Source organism: Citrobacter sp. wls708, assembly GCF_005281255.1.
GTDB lineage: Bacteria > Pseudomonadota > Gammaproteobacteria > Enterobacterales > Enterobacteriaceae > Citrobacter > Citrobacter werkmanii.
This window is the reverse complement of record NZ_SZXE01000002.1, coordinates 182,100-197,179: the sequence shown is the minus strand read 5'-3', so window position 1 is coordinate 197,179 and position 15,080 is coordinate 182,100. Positions and strand designations below refer to the sequence as shown.

At 50.2% G+C, this 15,080-nt stretch carries 18 protein-coding genes and 1 pseudogene; 9 read left to right on the top strand and 10 right to left on the bottom strand.

Translation table 11 applies throughout. The annotated features are described in order from the left end of the window. The first annotated feature begins 78 nt into the window (after positions 1-78). From zinT to FDW97_RS01525, 5 genes are all read left to right on the top strand, one after another. On the top strand, positions 79-729 hold the full coding sequence (gene zinT / locus FDW97_RS01545) for a metal-binding protein ZinT (protein ID WP_137350559.1): 651 nt from the start codon (positions 79-81) through the stop codon (positions 727-729). 138 nt (positions 730-867) lie between these two features. Beyond that, positions 868-1,506, top strand: a complete 639-nt coding sequence (gene leuE / locus FDW97_RS01540; protein ID WP_032940118.1) for a leucine efflux protein LeuE — start codon at positions 868-870, stop codon at positions 1,504-1,506. Positions 1,507-1,679: 173 nt separating this feature from the next. Continuing rightward, positions 1,680-2,042, top strand: coding sequence for a DUF1971 domain-containing protein YeaR (gene yeaR / locus FDW97_RS01535; RefSeq protein ID WP_038640001.1), 363 nt, complete (start codon positions 1,680-1,682; stop codon positions 2,040-2,042). 3 nt (positions 2,043-2,045) lie between these two features. Continuing rightward, on the top strand, positions 2,046-2,228 hold the full coding sequence (locus FDW97_RS01530) for a DUF1869 domain-containing protein (protein WP_003832433.1): 183 nt from the start codon (positions 2,046-2,048) through the stop codon (positions 2,226-2,228). 218 nt (positions 2,229-2,446) lie between these two features. Beyond that, positions 2,447-3,091 (top strand): hypothetical protein, encoded by a 645-nt coding sequence (locus FDW97_RS01525; RefSeq protein ID WP_085049529.1) that lies wholly within the window; start codon positions 2,447-2,449, stop codon positions 3,089-3,091. A 52-nt stretch (positions 3,092-3,143) separates the two neighbouring features. Here FDW97_RS01525 and fdhF read toward each other — a convergent pair whose 3' ends face one another. Further along, the gene (fdhF, locus tag FDW97_RS01520) at positions 3,144-5,291 is read right to left on the bottom strand and encodes a formate dehydrogenase subunit alpha (protein WP_085049528.1); all 2,148 of its coding nucleotides are present in this window, start codon (positions 5,289-5,291) and stop codon (positions 3,144-3,146) included. Positions 5,292-5,652: 361 nt separating this feature from the next. On the opposite strand from fdhF, the gene FDW97_RS01515 reads away from it, so the two are divergent. After that, positions 5,653-5,901 carry a GlsB/YeaQ/YmgE family stress response membrane protein gene (locus FDW97_RS01515; protein ID WP_005120370.1) on the top strand — a complete coding sequence of 83 codons (249 nt, stop codon included), beginning with the start codon at positions 5,653-5,655 and terminating at the stop codon, positions 5,899-5,901. A 48-nt stretch (positions 5,902-5,949) separates the two neighbouring features. On the opposite strand, the gene yoaJ is transcribed toward FDW97_RS01515, so the two are convergent. Genes yoaJ through FDW97_RS01500 form a run of 3 tightly spaced genes read right to left on the bottom strand, consistent with a single transcriptional unit; the run spans position 5,950 to position 7,198 of the window. Then, on the bottom strand, positions 5,950-6,024 hold the full coding sequence (gene yoaJ / locus FDW97_RS01510; protein WP_099530266.1) for a protein YoaJ: 75 nt from the start codon (positions 6,022-6,024) through the stop codon (positions 5,950-5,952). Between the two features lie 2 nt (positions 6,025-6,026). Then, positions 6,027-6,125 (bottom strand): YoaK family small membrane protein, encoded by a 99-nt coding sequence (locus FDW97_RS01505; protein WP_038640017.1) that lies wholly within the window; start codon positions 6,123-6,125, stop codon positions 6,027-6,029. Positions 6,126-6,172: 47 nt separating this feature from the next. After that, positions 6,173-7,198: a sensor domain-containing diguanylate cyclase gene (locus FDW97_RS01500; RefSeq protein ID WP_085049563.1), complete on the bottom strand. Its 1,026-nt coding sequence runs from the start codon at positions 7,196-7,198 to the stop codon at positions 6,173-6,175. Between the two features lie 186 nt (positions 7,199-7,384). Here FDW97_RS01500 and FDW97_RS01495 point away from each other — a divergent pair, with 186 nt between their 5' ends. Next, complete coding sequence (locus tag FDW97_RS01495) at positions 7,385-7,627, top strand: DUF333 domain-containing protein (protein WP_085049527.1); 243 nt, start codon at positions 7,385-7,387, stop codon at positions 7,625-7,627. A gap of 7 nt (positions 7,628-7,634) precedes the next feature. Here FDW97_RS01495 and FDW97_RS01490 read toward each other — a convergent pair whose 3' ends face one another. After that, positions 7,635-7,982, bottom strand: coding sequence for a DUF488 domain-containing protein (locus FDW97_RS01490; protein WP_038640022.1), 348 nt, complete (start codon positions 7,980-7,982; stop codon positions 7,635-7,637). Between the two features lie 198 nt (positions 7,983-8,180). Here FDW97_RS01490 and FDW97_RS01485 point away from each other — a divergent pair, with 198 nt between their 5' ends. Continuing rightward, on the top strand, positions 8,181-8,888 hold the full coding sequence (locus tag FDW97_RS01485) for a CTP synthase (protein ID WP_085049526.1): 708 nt from the start codon (positions 8,181-8,183) through the stop codon (positions 8,886-8,888). A gap of 37 nt (positions 8,889-8,925) precedes the next feature. Here the strand turns inward: FDW97_RS01485 and FDW97_RS01480 are convergent, their stop codons facing one another. Continuing rightward, entirely contained in the window at positions 8,926-10,113 is a 1,188-nt protein-coding gene (locus tag FDW97_RS01480; protein WP_085049525.1) for a CynX/NimT family MFS transporter, read from the bottom strand. A gap of 99 nt (positions 10,114-10,212) precedes the next feature. Between FDW97_RS01480 and FDW97_RS01475 the strand changes: the two are divergent. Continuing rightward, a pseudogene (locus FDW97_RS01475) lies at positions 10,213-11,005 on the top strand (helix-turn-helix transcriptional regulator); the annotation flags it as partial. Here FDW97_RS01475 and FDW97_RS01470 read toward each other — a convergent pair. The 4 genes from FDW97_RS01470 to FDW97_RS01455 all read right to left on the bottom strand — a co-directional run bounded on the left by FDW97_RS01470 (position 10,988) and on the right by FDW97_RS01455 (position 15,047). Beyond that, the gene (locus FDW97_RS01470) at positions 10,988-11,434 is read right to left on the bottom strand and encodes a DUF441 domain-containing protein (RefSeq protein WP_137350557.1); all 447 of its coding nucleotides are present in this window, start codon (positions 11,432-11,434) and stop codon (positions 10,988-10,990) included. The pseudogene FDW97_RS01475 and the gene FDW97_RS01470 overlap by 18 nt on opposite strands. Before the next feature lie 136 nt (positions 11,435-11,570). Beyond that, on the bottom strand, positions 11,571-12,074 hold the full coding sequence (locus FDW97_RS01465) for a YbaK/prolyl-tRNA synthetase associated domain-containing protein (protein ID WP_038640035.1): 504 nt from the start codon (positions 12,072-12,074) through the stop codon (positions 11,571-11,573). Between the two features lie 44 nt (positions 12,075-12,118). Beyond that, positions 12,119-13,609 carry a diguanylate cyclase DgcJ gene (gene dgcJ, locus FDW97_RS01460; RefSeq protein ID WP_087857702.1) on the bottom strand — a complete coding sequence of 497 codons (1,491 nt, stop codon included), beginning with the start codon at positions 13,607-13,609 and terminating at the stop codon, positions 12,119-12,121. Positions 13,610-13,763: 154 nt separating this feature from the next. Continuing rightward, on the bottom strand, positions 13,764-15,047 hold the full coding sequence (locus tag FDW97_RS01455) for a YeaH/YhbH family protein (RefSeq protein ID WP_085049522.1): 1,284 nt from the start codon (positions 15,045-15,047) through the stop codon (positions 13,764-13,766). Between the last annotated feature and the right edge of the window lie 33 nt (positions 15,048-15,080).

Genomic DNA, 15,080 nt, shown 5'->3' with positions numbered 1-15,080 from the left:
TCCGGTAAGTTACGGCGTTGATTAAATTGTAATGTTATATTATAACATTTCACTCGCAAACGATTTGAGGGTGAAATTTTGGCTATTCATTTTAAAAAACTGACAATCGCTCTGGGGATGATTTTGGTCAGTGGTCAGGTTTTGGCTCACGGTCACCATTCCCATGGTGTTCCGATGAGTGAAACAGAACAAAAGGCGTCAGAAGGCGTGTTTGATGATAATCAGGTACAGAACAGAGCGCTGACTGACTGGGATGGCATGTGGCAATCTGTCTATCCGTATCTGGTCAGTGGCGAACTTGATCCGGTATTCAAAAAGAAAGCGGAGAAAGATAAAAGCAAAACGGCAGAACAGATTAAAGATTATTACCGTCAAGGCTATGCAACTAACGTAGACACCATCGGCATTGAAAATGGTGTGATGGAATTTCATACCGGTAATCAGGTTACATCATGCAAATACGATTATGCCGGATATAAAATCTTGCACTATAAATCAGGCAAGAAAGGTGTACGTTATTTGTTTGAGTGTAAAGCTGCTGATAGCAAAGCGCCTAAATACGTTCAGTTCAGCGATCATATCATTGCTCCGCGCAAGTCAAGCCACTTCCATATTTTTATGGGAAATACCTCGCAGGCAGCCTTGCTCGAAGAAATGGAGAACTGGCCTACCTACTATCCTTATCAGTTGAAAGGCGAAGAGGTGGTGGATGAGATGCTGCACCATTAATCCGGCCTAAGTTAACGGTACATACCCGCCGCCGGTGGCGGGTATTTTAATTAACAACCTTCTCTTTCCATCCCCTTGCGCATTCGTTAGCATATTGTCTTGCAGCAAGTGCATGTGTTTTTTCAGGAAGAGGTTAACGTGTTTGCAGAGTATGGAGTTCTGAATTACTGGACATATCTGGTGGGGGCTATTTTTATCGTGCTGGTTCCCGGGCCAAATACGATATTTGTGTTGAAGAATAGCGTTGGTCGGGGAGTGAAGGGCGGTTATCTCGCCGCAAGCGGTGTGTTTATCGGTGATGCTGTGTTGATGTTTTTGGCCTATGCCGGTGTTGCCGCCTTGATCAAAACCACGCCTGTTTTATTTAATATCGTTCGTTATCTCGGCGCTTTTTATCTGCTGTATCTCGGTGCGAAGATCCTGTACGCCACACTGAAATCAAAGGCAAGCGACGCCGCTGCTGAGGAAGTCCCGTTTGGCGCCATTTTTAAGCGCGCCTTAATTCTGAGCCTGACTAATCCGAAAGCAATTCTGTTTTATGTTTCGTTCTTCGTGCAGTTCATTGATGTCAATGCGCCGCACTCAGGGCTGTCATTCTTTATTCTGGCTATAACGCTTGAGATAGTGAGCTTTTTCTACCTGAGTTTCCTTATTTTTTCCGGCGCGTTTGTGACCCAGTACATTCGTACCAAGAAGAAGTTGGCTAAGGTGGGTAACTCCCTTATCGGTCTGATTTTCGTTGGTTTTGCTGCCCGTCTGGCGACGCTTCAGTCGTAATCATTGGCCCGCTGAATATGGCGGGCTTCAATATTAAGCTTTTCTTCCCCACACATATCAGCTAATGGTTATAACCAATAAATGGTATTTTAAATGTATGTTTTGAGGCGTACTCTGTACACAGCAGCGGTTCAATAAGACTCGCTGGTTGTCGACTGGAAAAGGGAAGAAAGATGCTTCAAATTCCACAGAATCATATCCATACACGCTCAACTCCGTTCTGGAACAAACAAACTGCACCTGCCGGAATTTTCGAACGCCACCTTGATAAAGGCACCCGTGCCGGGGTTTATCCTCGACTGTCAGTTATGCAGGGGGCGGTCAAATATCTCGGCTACGCAGATGAACACAGCCCAGAGCCAGTAGAGGTGATGGTTATTGAGGCCGGTCAGTTTGGCGTTTTTCCGCCGGAAAAATGGCATAACATCGAAGTGATGACCGACGACACTTACTTTAATATCGATTTTTTCGTTGCCCCGGAAGTACTGATGGAGAGTGCAAATCAACGAAAAGTCGTGCGCACTGGCAAGGAGTAAATCATGGGCAAAGCAACTTATACCGTCACAGTAACCAATAACAGCAACGGTGTGTCTGTTGATTACGAGACCGAAGCGCCGATGACATTATTGGTTCCGGATGTCGCGGCAGAAGTGGTCAAAGACCTGGTCAATACCGTCCGTTCATACGATACCGAAAATGAGCATGAAGTCTGCGGATGGTAGTGCTTTCACTTCTGATACCGTTTGAACTGATTGATTCTTAACTTGAAAACCGCACTGCATTTTGATAACGCAGGGCGGTTTTTTATTTGCGCCGGATAGATCGCAGTCCGGAAAAAGATTTCTTAAGAATACCTTAAGAAATTCGCATCGTTTGCTAATAGTTGATCATTCATAGGGGTTATGATCGTGAAATAGTAACAATACAGAACTTCGCGCTTATGAAATTGAATACCCGACTTACATTATCCGCATTCATTCTTGGACTGGTCCTCGTCGCGATCCCGTTCACCGCAAACTGGCATCTTCCTCTGCTCAATGGCGCGGTTGTCACATGGATTGAAAATGGCCAGGCGCTATGGTTATTGTTTGGTGCTGTATTTACTTTCTGCTACATCCGGCCTTTATCGCGTCCTGCAGGCGAGAAGCAATTTTGGCTTTGGGCGGCGGTATGGTGGCTGGTATTACTGGGCCGAAGCACCAGTTGGGGCCGTGATTACTTCCCGGAGCATCCTAAACTGCTGTTCAGAGCTATCTCAGTCGTGTTAATTGCGATGATTATTCTGCCGGTCCTGCTGTCGAAGCACTTACGCCAGGATATTGCCCGGCGCTTGCGTAATGAACCGCTACCGCTGTGGCTACTGGCGATCACCGTCTGCGCATTTTTGATTTCCGATACAGTGGAGCATCATCGCCTGCTGGCGCCTGTCTTTTTGCATAACGCCAGTTACGGCGATTTGATTGAAGAATTGTACGAACTGCCGTTTATGGTGGGATTGTTTCTGATGAACCTCGGTTTTATGCAGCGGGATAAACAGCATGAGTCTGCCGCTATTTGCTTCAGTGAACCACATCTGGCGAAGTAGTTGGAAAAGGCCTGAGTCTGGAAGGCCAGACTCAGGCGGTCAGGGCGATAATTTACGCAATGGCCTCACACAAGCGTGATTTCATTTCGCTGTACGTTTGTGCGGCATACTTCTCCGCCCATCCCTGATCGGTAATGTGCTCAATTTTGACAGCACAATATTTGGTTTCCGGCGTTTTCGAGATCGGATCAAGGTTATCCTGTGTTAACTCATTACACGCGCCAATCCACCATTGATAGGTCATATACACTGTGCCGGCATTAATACGCTCGGAGACATCCGCACGGCTGATGACCTTGCCTCGGCGCGAGCTTACCCACACCAGGTCACGATGACGGATACCCAGTTTTTCTGCATCATCGGTGTTGATTTGAACATACCCTGGCTCATCAGCCAGCGCCTGTAATGCCGCGCAGTTGCCGGTCATGGAGCGGCAGGAGTAGTGTCCGACCTCGCGCACGGTACACAACACCAGCGGATAGTTCTCATCAGGGACTTCAGCAGGAGCGCGCCACGGAGCGGCAAACAGTTTGCCTTTGCCATTCGCGGTATCAAATTGGCTGTGTGCGTAAAGATACGGTGTGCCCGGGTGATCGAGATCCGGACAAGGCCACTGAACATGGCCCATCTCACCCATTTTCTCATAGGTCACGCCATAGAATAGCGGGCACAGTTTGCGCATCTCATCCCAGATTTGCTGATTATTTTGATACTGCATCGGATAGCCCATTTCGCTGGCCAACAGACTGATAATTTCCCAGTCACGTTTAACATCCCCGTGGGGTTCAATCGCTTTCTCAAAACGCTGGAAGCCACGATCGGCGCAGGTAAAGACACCGCCGTGTTCGCCCCATGATGTTGCAGGCAACAGGACGTCGGCCATCTCTGCCGTTTTGGTCATGAAGATATCCTGCACGACGATAAAATCGAGCGCGTTAAATCCTTCCCGGACCAGCCCCAAATCAGCCTCGGTTTGCAGCGGATCCTCACCCATGATGTAGTAGGCTTTTATTTTGCCCTCAATCGCCAGATGCGGAACTTCGGTGATGCGCGTTCCGACCTTGTCATCCATCTGATTAACGTCAATCCCCCAGGCGGTGGCGAATTTCTCCCTGACGGCAAAATCGGTCACGTCCTGATACCCCGGAAACTGGTTAGGCAGTACGCCCATATCACATGCGCCCTGCACGTTATTTTGCCCGCGTACCGGGCCAACGCCGACGTTTGGACGTCCCAGATTCCCGGTCAGTAAGGCCAGGCTCGACAGTCCACGCACCACATCAACGGCCTGGCCAAACTGCGTGACGCCCATCCCCCACATCACGGTTGCCGATGGCGCCGCGGCAAATGTACGCATCGCCTGACGAACCTGTTGTGCAGGGACGCCTGTTAAATGTTCTACGGCTTCAGGGGCATAGTCCTTAACGGTTTCCCAGTATGTTTCCAGACCTTCGGCATGTTTATGCACGTACTCGCGATCGTAAAGCTGCTCTTCAATAAGCACATGGCCAAAAGCGTTGACCAGCGCCATGTTGCAGCCATTTTTTAACTGCAAATACTGATCGGCGATACGGGCGGTTTCAATACGGCGAGGGTCGCAAACAATGATTTTCGCGCCGTTCTGACGAGCTTTAATCACCCGACGGGCCACTATGGGGTGTGAGTCCGCGCAGTTATAACCAAAGATGAGCAGGCATTTTGAGTTTTCAATGTCGCTGATGGAGTTGCTCATTGCGCCATTGCCCAGCGTTTCCTGTAGACCCGCAACGGAAGGGCCGTGACAGACGCGGGCACAGCAGTCGACATTGTTGGTATTGAGCACCCCACGGGCGAATTTTTGCATCACGTAGTTGGTCTCATTGCCTGTTCCCCGGGAGGAACCTGTCGTCATGATGGCGCGAGGACCATAGGTATTTTTGATTTCAGATAAGCGTTTAGCGGTGTAACGAATGGCCTCATCCCAGCTAACGGGAGTGAATTTTCCACCTTTTTCATAACGGATCATCGGGCGAGTCAGACGGGGAGTCAGAAGGCGGGTGTCGTTCAGAAAGTCCCAACCATAATAGCCTTTCAGGCATAGCTGATTTTGGTTCGTTACACCCTCAGCGGCTTCGGCGCGGATGATTTTGTTATTTTCAACAACAAGCTTGAGCTTGCACCCGGCCCCACAGTATGGGCATACACTGGTGATTTTTTTCATCAATAACAGACCTGTTAAATGCTGAAATAGCGCGAATTGTAGACGAAGCCACGTGAATAGATATCACGGGCTACGATGTGTCGTAGTGACGGGTTGTTAAAGCATAAAGCATGCCAAAAATGAAAACCCAGCATTGGCAGGGGGGCTGCCCAGAGAGCAGAGAGGAATGACTGTCGATTCGTCACTATTGACGAGAAGCGTCATAAATATCACCGTTTTGTCGTTGGTCTAACTCTATGAAACATCAGAAAAAGATGAAAATTACAGGTGATGCCGATCACAAATTATAATTTTTCAGCGCTATGCTATGCTTTTATACAACGAGTCAATCGTTAACTTAAAAACATAAGTGAGGAAAATAATGGGCATTATTTCATGGGTGATTTTCGGTCTTATCGCGGGGATTTTGGCAAAATGGATTATGCCGGGTAAAGATGGCGGCGGATTCTTTATGACCATTATCTTGGGGGTTGTTGGTGCGGTGGTTGGCGGCTGGATCAGTACCTTCTTTGGCTTTGGCAAAGTTGATGGTTTCAACTTCGGCAGTTTCGTCGTAGCGGTTATCGGCGCGATCGTGGTGCTGTTTATCTACAGAAAGATCAAAAGCTAACTCAATATACAGAGATGAAAGGCCACTGATATGTGGCCTTTTTATTAGTTACCACCAGCCCAGTTCCGTTCCCAGAACCACGATGATAGCCACGCCAATCATAATGAGCGTTGTTTTTTTCATCGTTATGCACCCGGCGCAGCGTAGCCGCCAACAAAAAACCAGGATAAGAAAACGACAGCGGAAATGAAAATAATGACGGGGAAAATAATACCGAGTCGCATAGGATTATCTGCCAGAGTTATTTAAAGACGAGCCAGCATAGCAGGGCTTAATGTACGACAAAAGTGGTTTTATCCTGTCGCTTTTTATCTTTGTACATTGCGCTGTCTGCCATGTGGAGCGCACAGTTTACATCGGTCTCATGCGGATCAATTTCCACCACGCCCAGGCTGGCGCCAGGATAAAACAGATGGACGCTGCCCAAGTGATAGTCGCCGCAAATGCGCTGTTGCAGCTGATTTTTCACCTTTTGCAGGCGCTCGTACCGATCGCTTTCATCTTCCGGCGACAGGCTAACGACTAAAAATTCGTCACCGCCCAGTCGACCAAGGATATCATTGTCGCTGCATTCGTGGAGCAGGCGCTGTCCGATCTGGATCAGGAACTGGTCGCCAACTTCATGACCAAAGCGGTCATTAATCAGTTTGAAATCATCCAAATCAATATAGGCAACGACGACCTTCTGCCGGAGATGTCGGGCAAGCGAAAATAGGGTTTCAACATTTTCAAAAATCGAGCGCCGGTTCGGTAACCCGGTCAGCGCATCGGTGTAGGAATACGCAATCAGCGCGGCGTTGGCTTCGCGTAACTGAGCGACCAGCGACTCTTTTTGAATAGACTGGGCGATCAGGCCGGCAAACAGATTCAGCACCTGTTCACCTCGCTCGCTCAATGCCTGCTGGCGGCGACTGGTGGCACAGAGCGTACCGTAAAACGTTCCGTCCGGAAGATGAACAGGCGTGCTGAGAAACGTAGTGATTTCCAGCGCGCGGGCTGCGCTGCATTCCGGCCAGCGTGCGGGCACGTTGTCGCTATACAGACAGTTATCTTCGATGGCGCGTTTGCATAGCGTCTCATCCCACGGGACGGACAGCCCTTCCGGGATCTGCATTTGTTTGCTATTGCGCGCGTACAAAATATGCTGCAGGCGAGCATCTAAATCGACCTTGGTTAAATAGGTTGATTCCATCTCTGTCACCACCTCCAGCATCTCCAGAAGTTGCCGAACCAGACTCTCAACAGACTGCTCCGTGGCTAAGGATTGTGAGACTCTGGCGAGGATCATGTCCGACATGAGGTGTAAATACTCCTGAATAATGACAAGGCTGGCGTTGCCCGCATGATAGAACATCAAGGTGAAAGATGAAACACGTGCTCCCGGTTAAAATGTAAACATAAAATTGAAGCCCGGTGGTAAAACATGGAGATATATGAGGAGTCGGGGTAATCTTGCCGGATAACGTTCTTAGCAGGAGTTGATATGAAACTGGCGTCTGTTATTTTGCCCGGCATGCTGGTGCTGGCAGGGTGTAGTACCCCACAACCGGAAGCGCCAATGCCGCCGAAAATTGGCATGGCAAATCCGGCATCGGTGTATTGCGAACAAAAGGGCGGCTCGCTGATTGCGGTGCAGACTCCGCAAGGGGTAAGGTCTGACTGCAAACTCCCCGGAGGGGAAGTGATAGATGAATGGGAACTCTGGCGTAGAGAAGCGGGGAAGTGATCCGCTGTTAGCATTGACGTAGCCATTCAGCCAGCACCAGCGCGTGGTTTTGCTGAGTATTCTTCGCCGCATACAGTAGCGTTAAGGTTTGCTGCCGGGCAATTTCTGCGAGGCGCTTCCCTTCCTGCTGCTGTTGGGCCAGTTCGCTACGGTACTGCTGGGAGAAGTGAGAAAAATCAATCAGCTCTGCGTGGAATGCTTTACGTAAATCTGATGACGGCGTCAGCGCTTTATTCCATTCATTGAAAGCAAGGTCGGTCTTTTTTATCCCCCGTGGCCACAACCGATCGACCAGAACGCGATAACCATCGCTTGTTTCTGCCGGGTCATACACGCGTTTACACTGAATATTCATCTTTTCATCCGCTCCATTAAGCCGCCGCGTTGGTATTTAGCATCATTTTTATGACGGTTAAATAAGATCCTAAAACGTGACCATTATAGCATTTTGCCAGCCTGGACTCCCAATTTAAGGGATTGTGATACCGATGAAAAGTCGGTAGGCTGAGGCTCCTTATGTTGTCCCTTATTGTCTGGACATAAGGAAACCTTAATGGACATTTCCCCGATAAAAGATACGCTTCGCATTGCGCTGGTGGGCGATTACAACCCCGATATTGTGGCGCACCAGGCGATTCCCCTTGCCATTGATGATGCTGCTGCCGTGCTGGAGTTGGTGGCTGATTATGACTGGCTAACCACTTCTGATATCAATAGCCGTGAAGACCTGATTGGCTATGATGCCATCTGGGTCGTGCCAGGCAGCCCCTATCGACACCCGGAAGGGGCGCTGATTGCGATACGCTACGCACGCGAGAACAGCATTCCATTTTTAGGCACCTGTGGTGGTTTCCAACACGCCATACTGGAGTATGCCCGAAACGTGCTGGGCTGGAGTGATGCCGCGCATGCTGAAACGGATACCGCTGGGCGAATGGTGATCGCGCCGTTGACCTGCTCGTTGGTTGAAAAAACGGATGATATTGAGCTCCGGGCCAATACGCTGATTGCGAAAGCCTATGGACGCGATGCTATCACGGAGGGGTATCACTGCAACTATGGTGTGTCGGACGCTTTTGCCACCGAGCTTGAGAGCGGCGATCTCCGGGTGACCGGTTGGGATGACGCCGGGGATATTCGCGCCATTGAACTGGTAACGCATCCTTTCTTTGTTGGCACACTCTTTCAACATGAACGTGGCGCGCTGGCGGGAAAACCCGTGCCGTTAGTCCAGGCGATGCTCCGCGCGGCGCGGGGATAAAATGCCGGGCAGGACGTTAGCTCACCTGCCCGCTACATTATGCGTTCGCGATCTCCCGATCGCGCCCAGCGCACAGACCAAACACGGCCATCAGCATCGCTAACACGGCTACACCCGCTAATGGAATCAGCCAGCTACCGTTGAGGTCGTGAATTTTACCCATCAAGGGCGGCCCGCAGGCGGCCAGTAAATAGCCGACAGACTGCGCCATTCCGGACAACGCCGCGGCCTGATGTGCGGAACTTGCGCGCAGGCCAATGAAGGTCAAGCCGAGGATCATGGTCGCACCTGAGCCAAAGCCAAACAGAATGGTCCACAGTAAAGCCTGGTCGGGCATTATGGCAAATCCCGCCGCGCCAACGGCGCACATTACTGAAACCAGGGCGGCGATGGCACGCTGATCCTTAAATCTGTTCAGGACGAGGGGAATCAATAACCCTGGCGCGGCGGTCGCCAGTTGCAGTAAACCGTGCAACGAACCGGCCTGCGCCTCGCTGTAGCCGTGGCTGATTAAAATGGCGGGCAACCAGCCGATGATCACGTAATAGATAAGCGAGTTGATTCCCAGAAACAGGGTCACCTGCCAGGCGAGGCCGGAGCGCCAGATAGCACGGGAATGTAATGCGCGTGAGTTACTCAGGCTGGCATTGCCCGTCTGACGACACTGGGGCAACCAGATAACCAGCGCCAGCAGCGGAAAAACCATCAGTACCATCAGTGCGCCGCGCCAGCCAAATCCATTTAACGCCAGCGGAACAACCATGGCTGAACCCAGCGCCGCCGCTGCGCCCATGGTCAGCGAGTAAGCGCCAGTAAGTTTTGCCACATGCTGGGCATAATCACGCTTAATCAGCCCTGGCAACAGGACATTTCCCAGGGCTATTCCGCACCCGATGATGGCGGTGCCGCTAAACAGCAATCCCGGTGAGGGCAGCGAGCGTATCGTAATACCTGCGCAAATCAGCAGCATAGCGGCAAACAGGCTGCGTTCGATGCCCCAGCGGCGCGCAACGGCTGCGGCCAGAGGGGATACCAGCGCGAAGGCCAGCAGCGGAAGGGTGGTCAAGAGTCCCGTTTGGGCAGTGCTCAGACCGTAGTCGGCACGAATTGCATCTAACAGCGGGGCGGCGCCGGTAAAGGTAACGCGCAGCGTGGTGGCAATCATCAGGATACCCGCGATCAGCAAAGCAGCGTTTTTACCGCGGGAGGAAGGCGTATTTATCATTTTTTTCTCATCTTGTCAGGCGAGGCGATACCTTAGCGTTTTTACGCCATGAGTGAATCAAGCTAAAATGACAGTTTATCGCTAAAATCGGACATTCTTATGTTGGGACTAAGATTGGATGGGTATGAACCTGACCTTCACCATGATGCCGCGGTGGCGTTCTGCATTCAGGCCCGGGAAGATGAACTCTTTAGTCCGCTGCATCAGCATCGTAAGGGGCAGTTGATTCTGGCTTTGCATGGCGCGATTACCTGCGAGGTCGAAAATGCCATGTGGATGGTACCTCCCCAATATGCGGTGTGGATCCCTGGTGAAATTCCGCACAGTAACTATGTAACCGTAGGCGCACAATTGTGTTTCTTGTTTATTGAACCTCATGCCGTCGTGATGCCTGAGCGTTGTTGTACGCTAAAGATATCTCCCTTGTGCCGGGAGCTCATTCTCTCGCTGGCGTCGAAAACGGACGACCAACGACTGGAACCGTCAACTCAGCGACTGACGCAGGTGTTGTTTGATGAACTCCCGCAGCAGCCGCAGGAGCAACTGCAGTTACCGGTTTCCGATCATCCGAAAATCCGCAGAATGGTCGCGACAATGGCGCGAGAGCCAGCCCAATGGCAGACGCTGGGGCAGTGGGCCGACGTATTTGCGATGAGTGAGCGCAACCTTGCCCGGCTGGTCGTCAAGGAAACGGGATTGAGCTTTCGCCGCTGGCGTCATCAGCTGCAGTTGATTCTGGCGCTGCAGGCGCTGATCGATGGTCATAATGTGCAGCAGGTCGCGCAAATGCTCGGTTATGATTCAACCACCGCATTTATCACGATGTTCAAAAAAGGCCTGGGGCAGACCCCTGGCCGTTATCTGAGCTGACTTGCTACTGCTTCCCAACAATCAACGAGACCAGACCTGCCGCAATAAGCGGCCCCACCGGTACGCCGCGAAACAGCGCCACGCCCAGCACCGTACCGACCAGTAAACCGGCTACAAGCTGGGGCTGGCTGCCCATCAGCGTGACGCCGCGCCCGCCAAGCCAGGAGACAACCACGCCGACGGCAATTGCGACCAGTGATTTCCAGTTTACAAAAGAGTGCATGAGCGTGGAGGGCGGTAGCGTTCCGCTGGCGATCGGTGCCATTACGCCGATAGTCAGAATAATAATCCCGATGGTCAGTCCCTGTTTTTCAATCCACGGAAAGAACGTATTCAGAGGGGTTACACGGACGATGATCAGCACCAGAATTGAAACAGCGACAGTGGTGTTGTGGCTGACAAAGCCCAGAGCTGCCAGTCCGAGGAGGATCAGCAGAGTGACATCAAACATCGTAGTTTCCTTGCCAAAAGAAAAAATAAGCCTGCTTACTGTACGCGTAAACGCGTGACGGAACAGGCTTTATTTAATAATTATGATTTTTTTGAGCTAATGCACGATGCGGCGTTATTTGCTGCTAACTCGGCTGTTATTGAACGCGGCGGAACGAAATTAATTCCGGTTGTGCAATTCGCAGGTAATCAGCAGTATCCATGATCACGGATTTTTCCAGCATTCCGGCATTGAACGCAATTTCAGTAAAACGTTCAAACAACAGCGGATCGGCGACCAGTTTGAGATTCGGATGGAAACTAAATGGTGGGATGGCGCCAAATACGCAACCCGTCAGTTCATCGACTTCCGCCGGGCTGGCGAGCGACGCTCTCAACCCACCGATATGGCCGGCCAACAGGCTCAGGTCGGCCTGCTGGTCGGCAGAGAGAATCGCCAGAACATGCTGATTAACGCCGTTACCCTTTACTTTACAGACCAGCGCTTTTGCGCCCTGGCCCAGTGCAGTACCGCGAATTTCAGAGACCGCTTCACATTTGCCGACGGCTTCATGGCTAACCACGCGATACGTCGCGCCTTGTTCTGATAATAACGAAATTAAACGCTGATGCGTTGCGTTACCTTTGTTCACTTCCGTCATGACTTGCTCCTGGTACAACAATGAAAATCCTGGCTGAAAAATGATTACGCATCGGTGCGTTTTTTCTGTTTGTTCAGATAGAGTTGGGCATCCGATGCTTTGTAAGCATCATCAATGGTGTCGTTTGGCTGCATATTATAAATCCCGGCAGAGAAGCTGATTGATATATCTTGCGCAATAATTTGTAAGTTGTAGCGAATCCGTTCCAGCACGCGGTGCGTTAATTCACTGGGATGATCGATGAGGATAATGCAAAATTCATCCCCGCCGAGTCGGATGGCATAGTCGCTTTTGCGAATCGAGGTTTGAATGGCTTTAGCCAGAAGGGTGATAATGCGATCGCCTTCCTTATGCCCCAATGTGTCATTAATCACTTTAAGCTTATCGCAATCAATGGCGATAAAGGTCACGAGGGTTCCCGTGTTGACCAACTGCTGCAAACGCTGTTCGAGCATCGGCGTCAAAATTTTACGGTTATAGAGTCCGGTCATCGCATCGCTGATATTTTCCCGCGTGACGTTGTGATACAACCGAAAATGAGTTCTGACCATATTCAGCAGCAATATCGTTGCCAGAAGATAAAAGGCAAATATTTTCCATGATGAGACGATAAAGTACATAAAATCAAGAGATAACGTGACGCGTATGCCGCCAGGGATGTCCTTTTCGTAGTGAACGTAGCGGAATAAATGGGTCTCACTTTGGTGAACAATAATCTCTTTTCCTGAGCTGATATCCGAGAGCGTCACGTTAAGAAAACGCCAGACGAGAGGGCGGTCGCTGGTATAAAAGATATTTTTTAAATTTTCTTTGTTAATATCCACCATCACCACGCCTTTTAGCTTACCGGCATAGTAGACCGGCGTTAAAAAACTCATCACCTTTTTCTCGGTCAGGTTATCCTCATAAATACTGGAGATCACCGTACGACCAGTGAAAATACCGTCAATATCATTCTGATCGATTCCCAGCGAGCCTTTTTGCAAAAATGTCCAGTTGTGTATCGCAAATTTCCGTGAATCGATCAGGTCATAGAAATAGACGTAGTTATTTTTCAGATCGACGTAGTAGCGAAATTTATACTCCAGCGTCCCTAATCCCTGCCCATAATCCTTTTGCAGGCGATTGACGTTCACCGCCCGGTCAAAAGAGGGTAACAGGAATACGTCTTCAAGTTGCCCGCTACATTTCGTAGAGGTGGTCTGCAACGTACCGTGTAATGGCAGATAATTATGCGCTGTGAGATTGAGCCCATGTGTACCGTTAACGCTATCGAAAGCATCGCAGAACGCTTTTTGTTGTTCGACAGATGCGGGTCCCTTAGGGGATGAAAATGTGCGCATCAGATGGGCTGCAATACTCTGATTGGTGTACTTATCATAGAGAAAGGAGGAGTCGGCTTTCTCATTGATATAGCGCATATAGGCATTCATTGCCTTATCGCTGGCAATGAGTTCATAAACTAAAAAAGAAGATGTCAAAACAACAACGCTGACTGAGATAAAGAGCCTGAGCGCTTTATGATGCAACTTCATAATGAATTACAGCCCATAGGTTAGAGATGCGATTTTACCACATGCTCCACATTCGCTCTAACGAAGCGGCGGGATAAACCATTGCAAAATGTCACGATCATGATACAGGGTAATGTAATCAGCCGAAGCCTGAGCCTCGGCCGAAAGTGGTTACTTAATTATTGCTGGTGGTACTTTGCTTATGAAACAGTTCGCGGAATACCGGATAAATATCATCCTGATCGCGGATATGCTGCATCGCAAAATTTTCAAAGGTTGATTGTAGATGTTCATATTCACGCCATAAGGTCTGGTGCGCGCGGCGGGTAATTTCGATATAGCTGTAATATCGCACTACCGGCAACAGTTTTTTCGCCAGAATCTCATGACACAACGGTGAATCATCCGCCCAGTTATCACCATCCGACGCCTGCGCGGCATAGATATTCCACTGAGCAGGGTCGTAGCGGTCTTTCACCACTTCATCCATTAACTTCAGCGCGCTGGAGACAATAGTTCCCCCGGTTTCCTGAGAGTAGAAGAACTCATGCTCATCTACCTCTTTCGCCTGGGTGTGGTGGCGAATATAAACCACTTCCACGTTCTTATAGGTGCGGCTTAAGAACAGATACAGCAGAATATAAAAACGCTTTGCCATATCTTTGGTCGACTGATCCATCGAACCGGAGACGTCCATCAGACAGAACATCACCGCCTGGCTGGAAGGATCGGGCCGTTTTTCATAATTCTTGTAGCGTAAGTCAAAGGTGTCGATAAACGGCACGCGTTCGATTTTTGCCCGTAGTTCGGCAATTTCTTTGCGTAACCGTTCTTCTTCCAGCAACTGAGCCGGTTCACTTTTCTCGATGGTCTCAAGATCCGCTTCGAGCGCATGCAGTTCGCGACGCTTACCTGCCGTCATTGCCGTGCGACGCGCCAGTGAATTTTGCAGGGAGCGCACCACGCTGATGTTGGCCGGCACACCGTTAGAGGTAAAACCAGCCCGGTGCGTTTTGTACTCCGTTAGCTGACGCTGCTGATTCTGTTTAAGGTTTGGCAGTGCTAAATCTTCGAAAAGCAGATCGAGATATTCATCTTTAGAAATCTGGAAGACGAATTCATCCTGACCCTCGCCATCCTGACTCGCCTGGCCTTGCCCGCTTCCCGAACCGCCGCCTCCGCCCTGTGGACGTTCAATACGGTCATTCTGCACAAAATGGTCATTACCCGGATGCACACGATGGCGCAAGCCACCGCGCCCCTGATGAAACATCGGTTCGCTAATATCATCAGTCGGAATAGAGACAGATTCGCCGCTATCCACATCAGTCACCGAACGCTTGTTAATGGCCTCGGAGATCGACTGTTTAATTTGCGATTTATAACGGCGTAAGAAGCGCTGGCGGTTTACCGTGCTCTTGTTTTTGCCGTTAAGACGCCGGTCAATAAACCAGGTCATAAGCCCCCCGTACTGCATTTGCCAACTTACGCT

What these genes read in the sequence shown, in the direction of transcription:
- FDW97_RS01495 (WP_085049527.1), top strand. Translation starts at nt 7,385, where the DNA reads ATGAAACTGGCGTCTGTTATTTTGCCCGGCATGCTGGTGCTGGCAGGG.
- dgcJ (WP_087857702.1), bottom strand. Translation starts at nt 13,609, where the DNA reads ATGAAGTTGCATCATAAAGCGCTCAGGCTCTTTATCTCAGTCAGCGTT.
- FDW97_RS01470 (WP_137350557.1), bottom strand. Translation starts at nt 11,434, where the DNA reads ATGTTTGATGTCACTCTGCTGATCCTCCTCGGACTGGCAGCTCTGGGC.
- FDW97_RS01525 (WP_085049529.1), top strand. Translation starts at nt 2,447, where the DNA reads ATGAAATTGAATACCCGACTTACATTATCCGCATTCATTCTTGGACTG.
- FDW97_RS01505 (WP_038640017.1), bottom strand. Translation starts at nt 6,125, where the DNA reads ATGCGACTCGGTATTATTTTCCCCGTCATTATTTTCATTTCCGCTGTC.
- yeaR (WP_038640001.1), top strand. Translation starts at nt 1,680, where the DNA reads ATGCTTCAAATTCCACAGAATCATATCCATACACGCTCAACTCCGTTC.
- FDW97_RS01465 (WP_038640035.1), bottom strand. Translation starts at nt 12,074, where the DNA reads ATGACGGAAGTGAACAAAGGTAACGCAACGCATCAGCGTTTAATTTCG.
- FDW97_RS01530 (WP_003832433.1), top strand. Translation starts at nt 2,046, where the DNA reads ATGGGCAAAGCAACTTATACCGTCACAGTAACCAATAACAGCAACGGT.
- FDW97_RS01515 (WP_005120370.1), top strand. Translation starts at nt 5,653, where the DNA reads ATGGGCATTATTTCATGGGTGATTTTCGGTCTTATCGCGGGGATTTTG.
- FDW97_RS01500 (WP_085049563.1), bottom strand. Translation starts at nt 7,198, where the DNA reads ATGTCGGACATGATCCTCGCCAGAGTCTCACAATCCTTAGCCACGGAG.
- fdhF (WP_085049528.1), bottom strand. Translation starts at nt 5,291, where the DNA reads ATGAAAAAAATCACCAGTGTATGCCCATACTGTGGGGCCGGGTGCAAG.
- FDW97_RS01485 (WP_085049526.1), top strand. Translation starts at nt 8,181, where the DNA reads ATGGACATTTCCCCGATAAAAGATACGCTTCGCATTGCGCTGGTGGGC.
- FDW97_RS01455 (WP_085049522.1), bottom strand. Translation starts at nt 15,047, where the DNA reads ATGACCTGGTTTATTGACCGGCGTCTTAACGGCAAAAACAAGAGCACG.
- FDW97_RS01490 (WP_038640022.1), bottom strand. Translation starts at nt 7,982, where the DNA reads ATGAATATTCAGTGTAAACGCGTGTATGACCCGGCAGAAACAAGCGAT.
- FDW97_RS01480 (WP_085049525.1), bottom strand. Translation starts at nt 10,113, where the DNA reads ATGATAAATACGCCTTCCTCCCGCGGTAAAAACGCTGCTTTGCTGATC.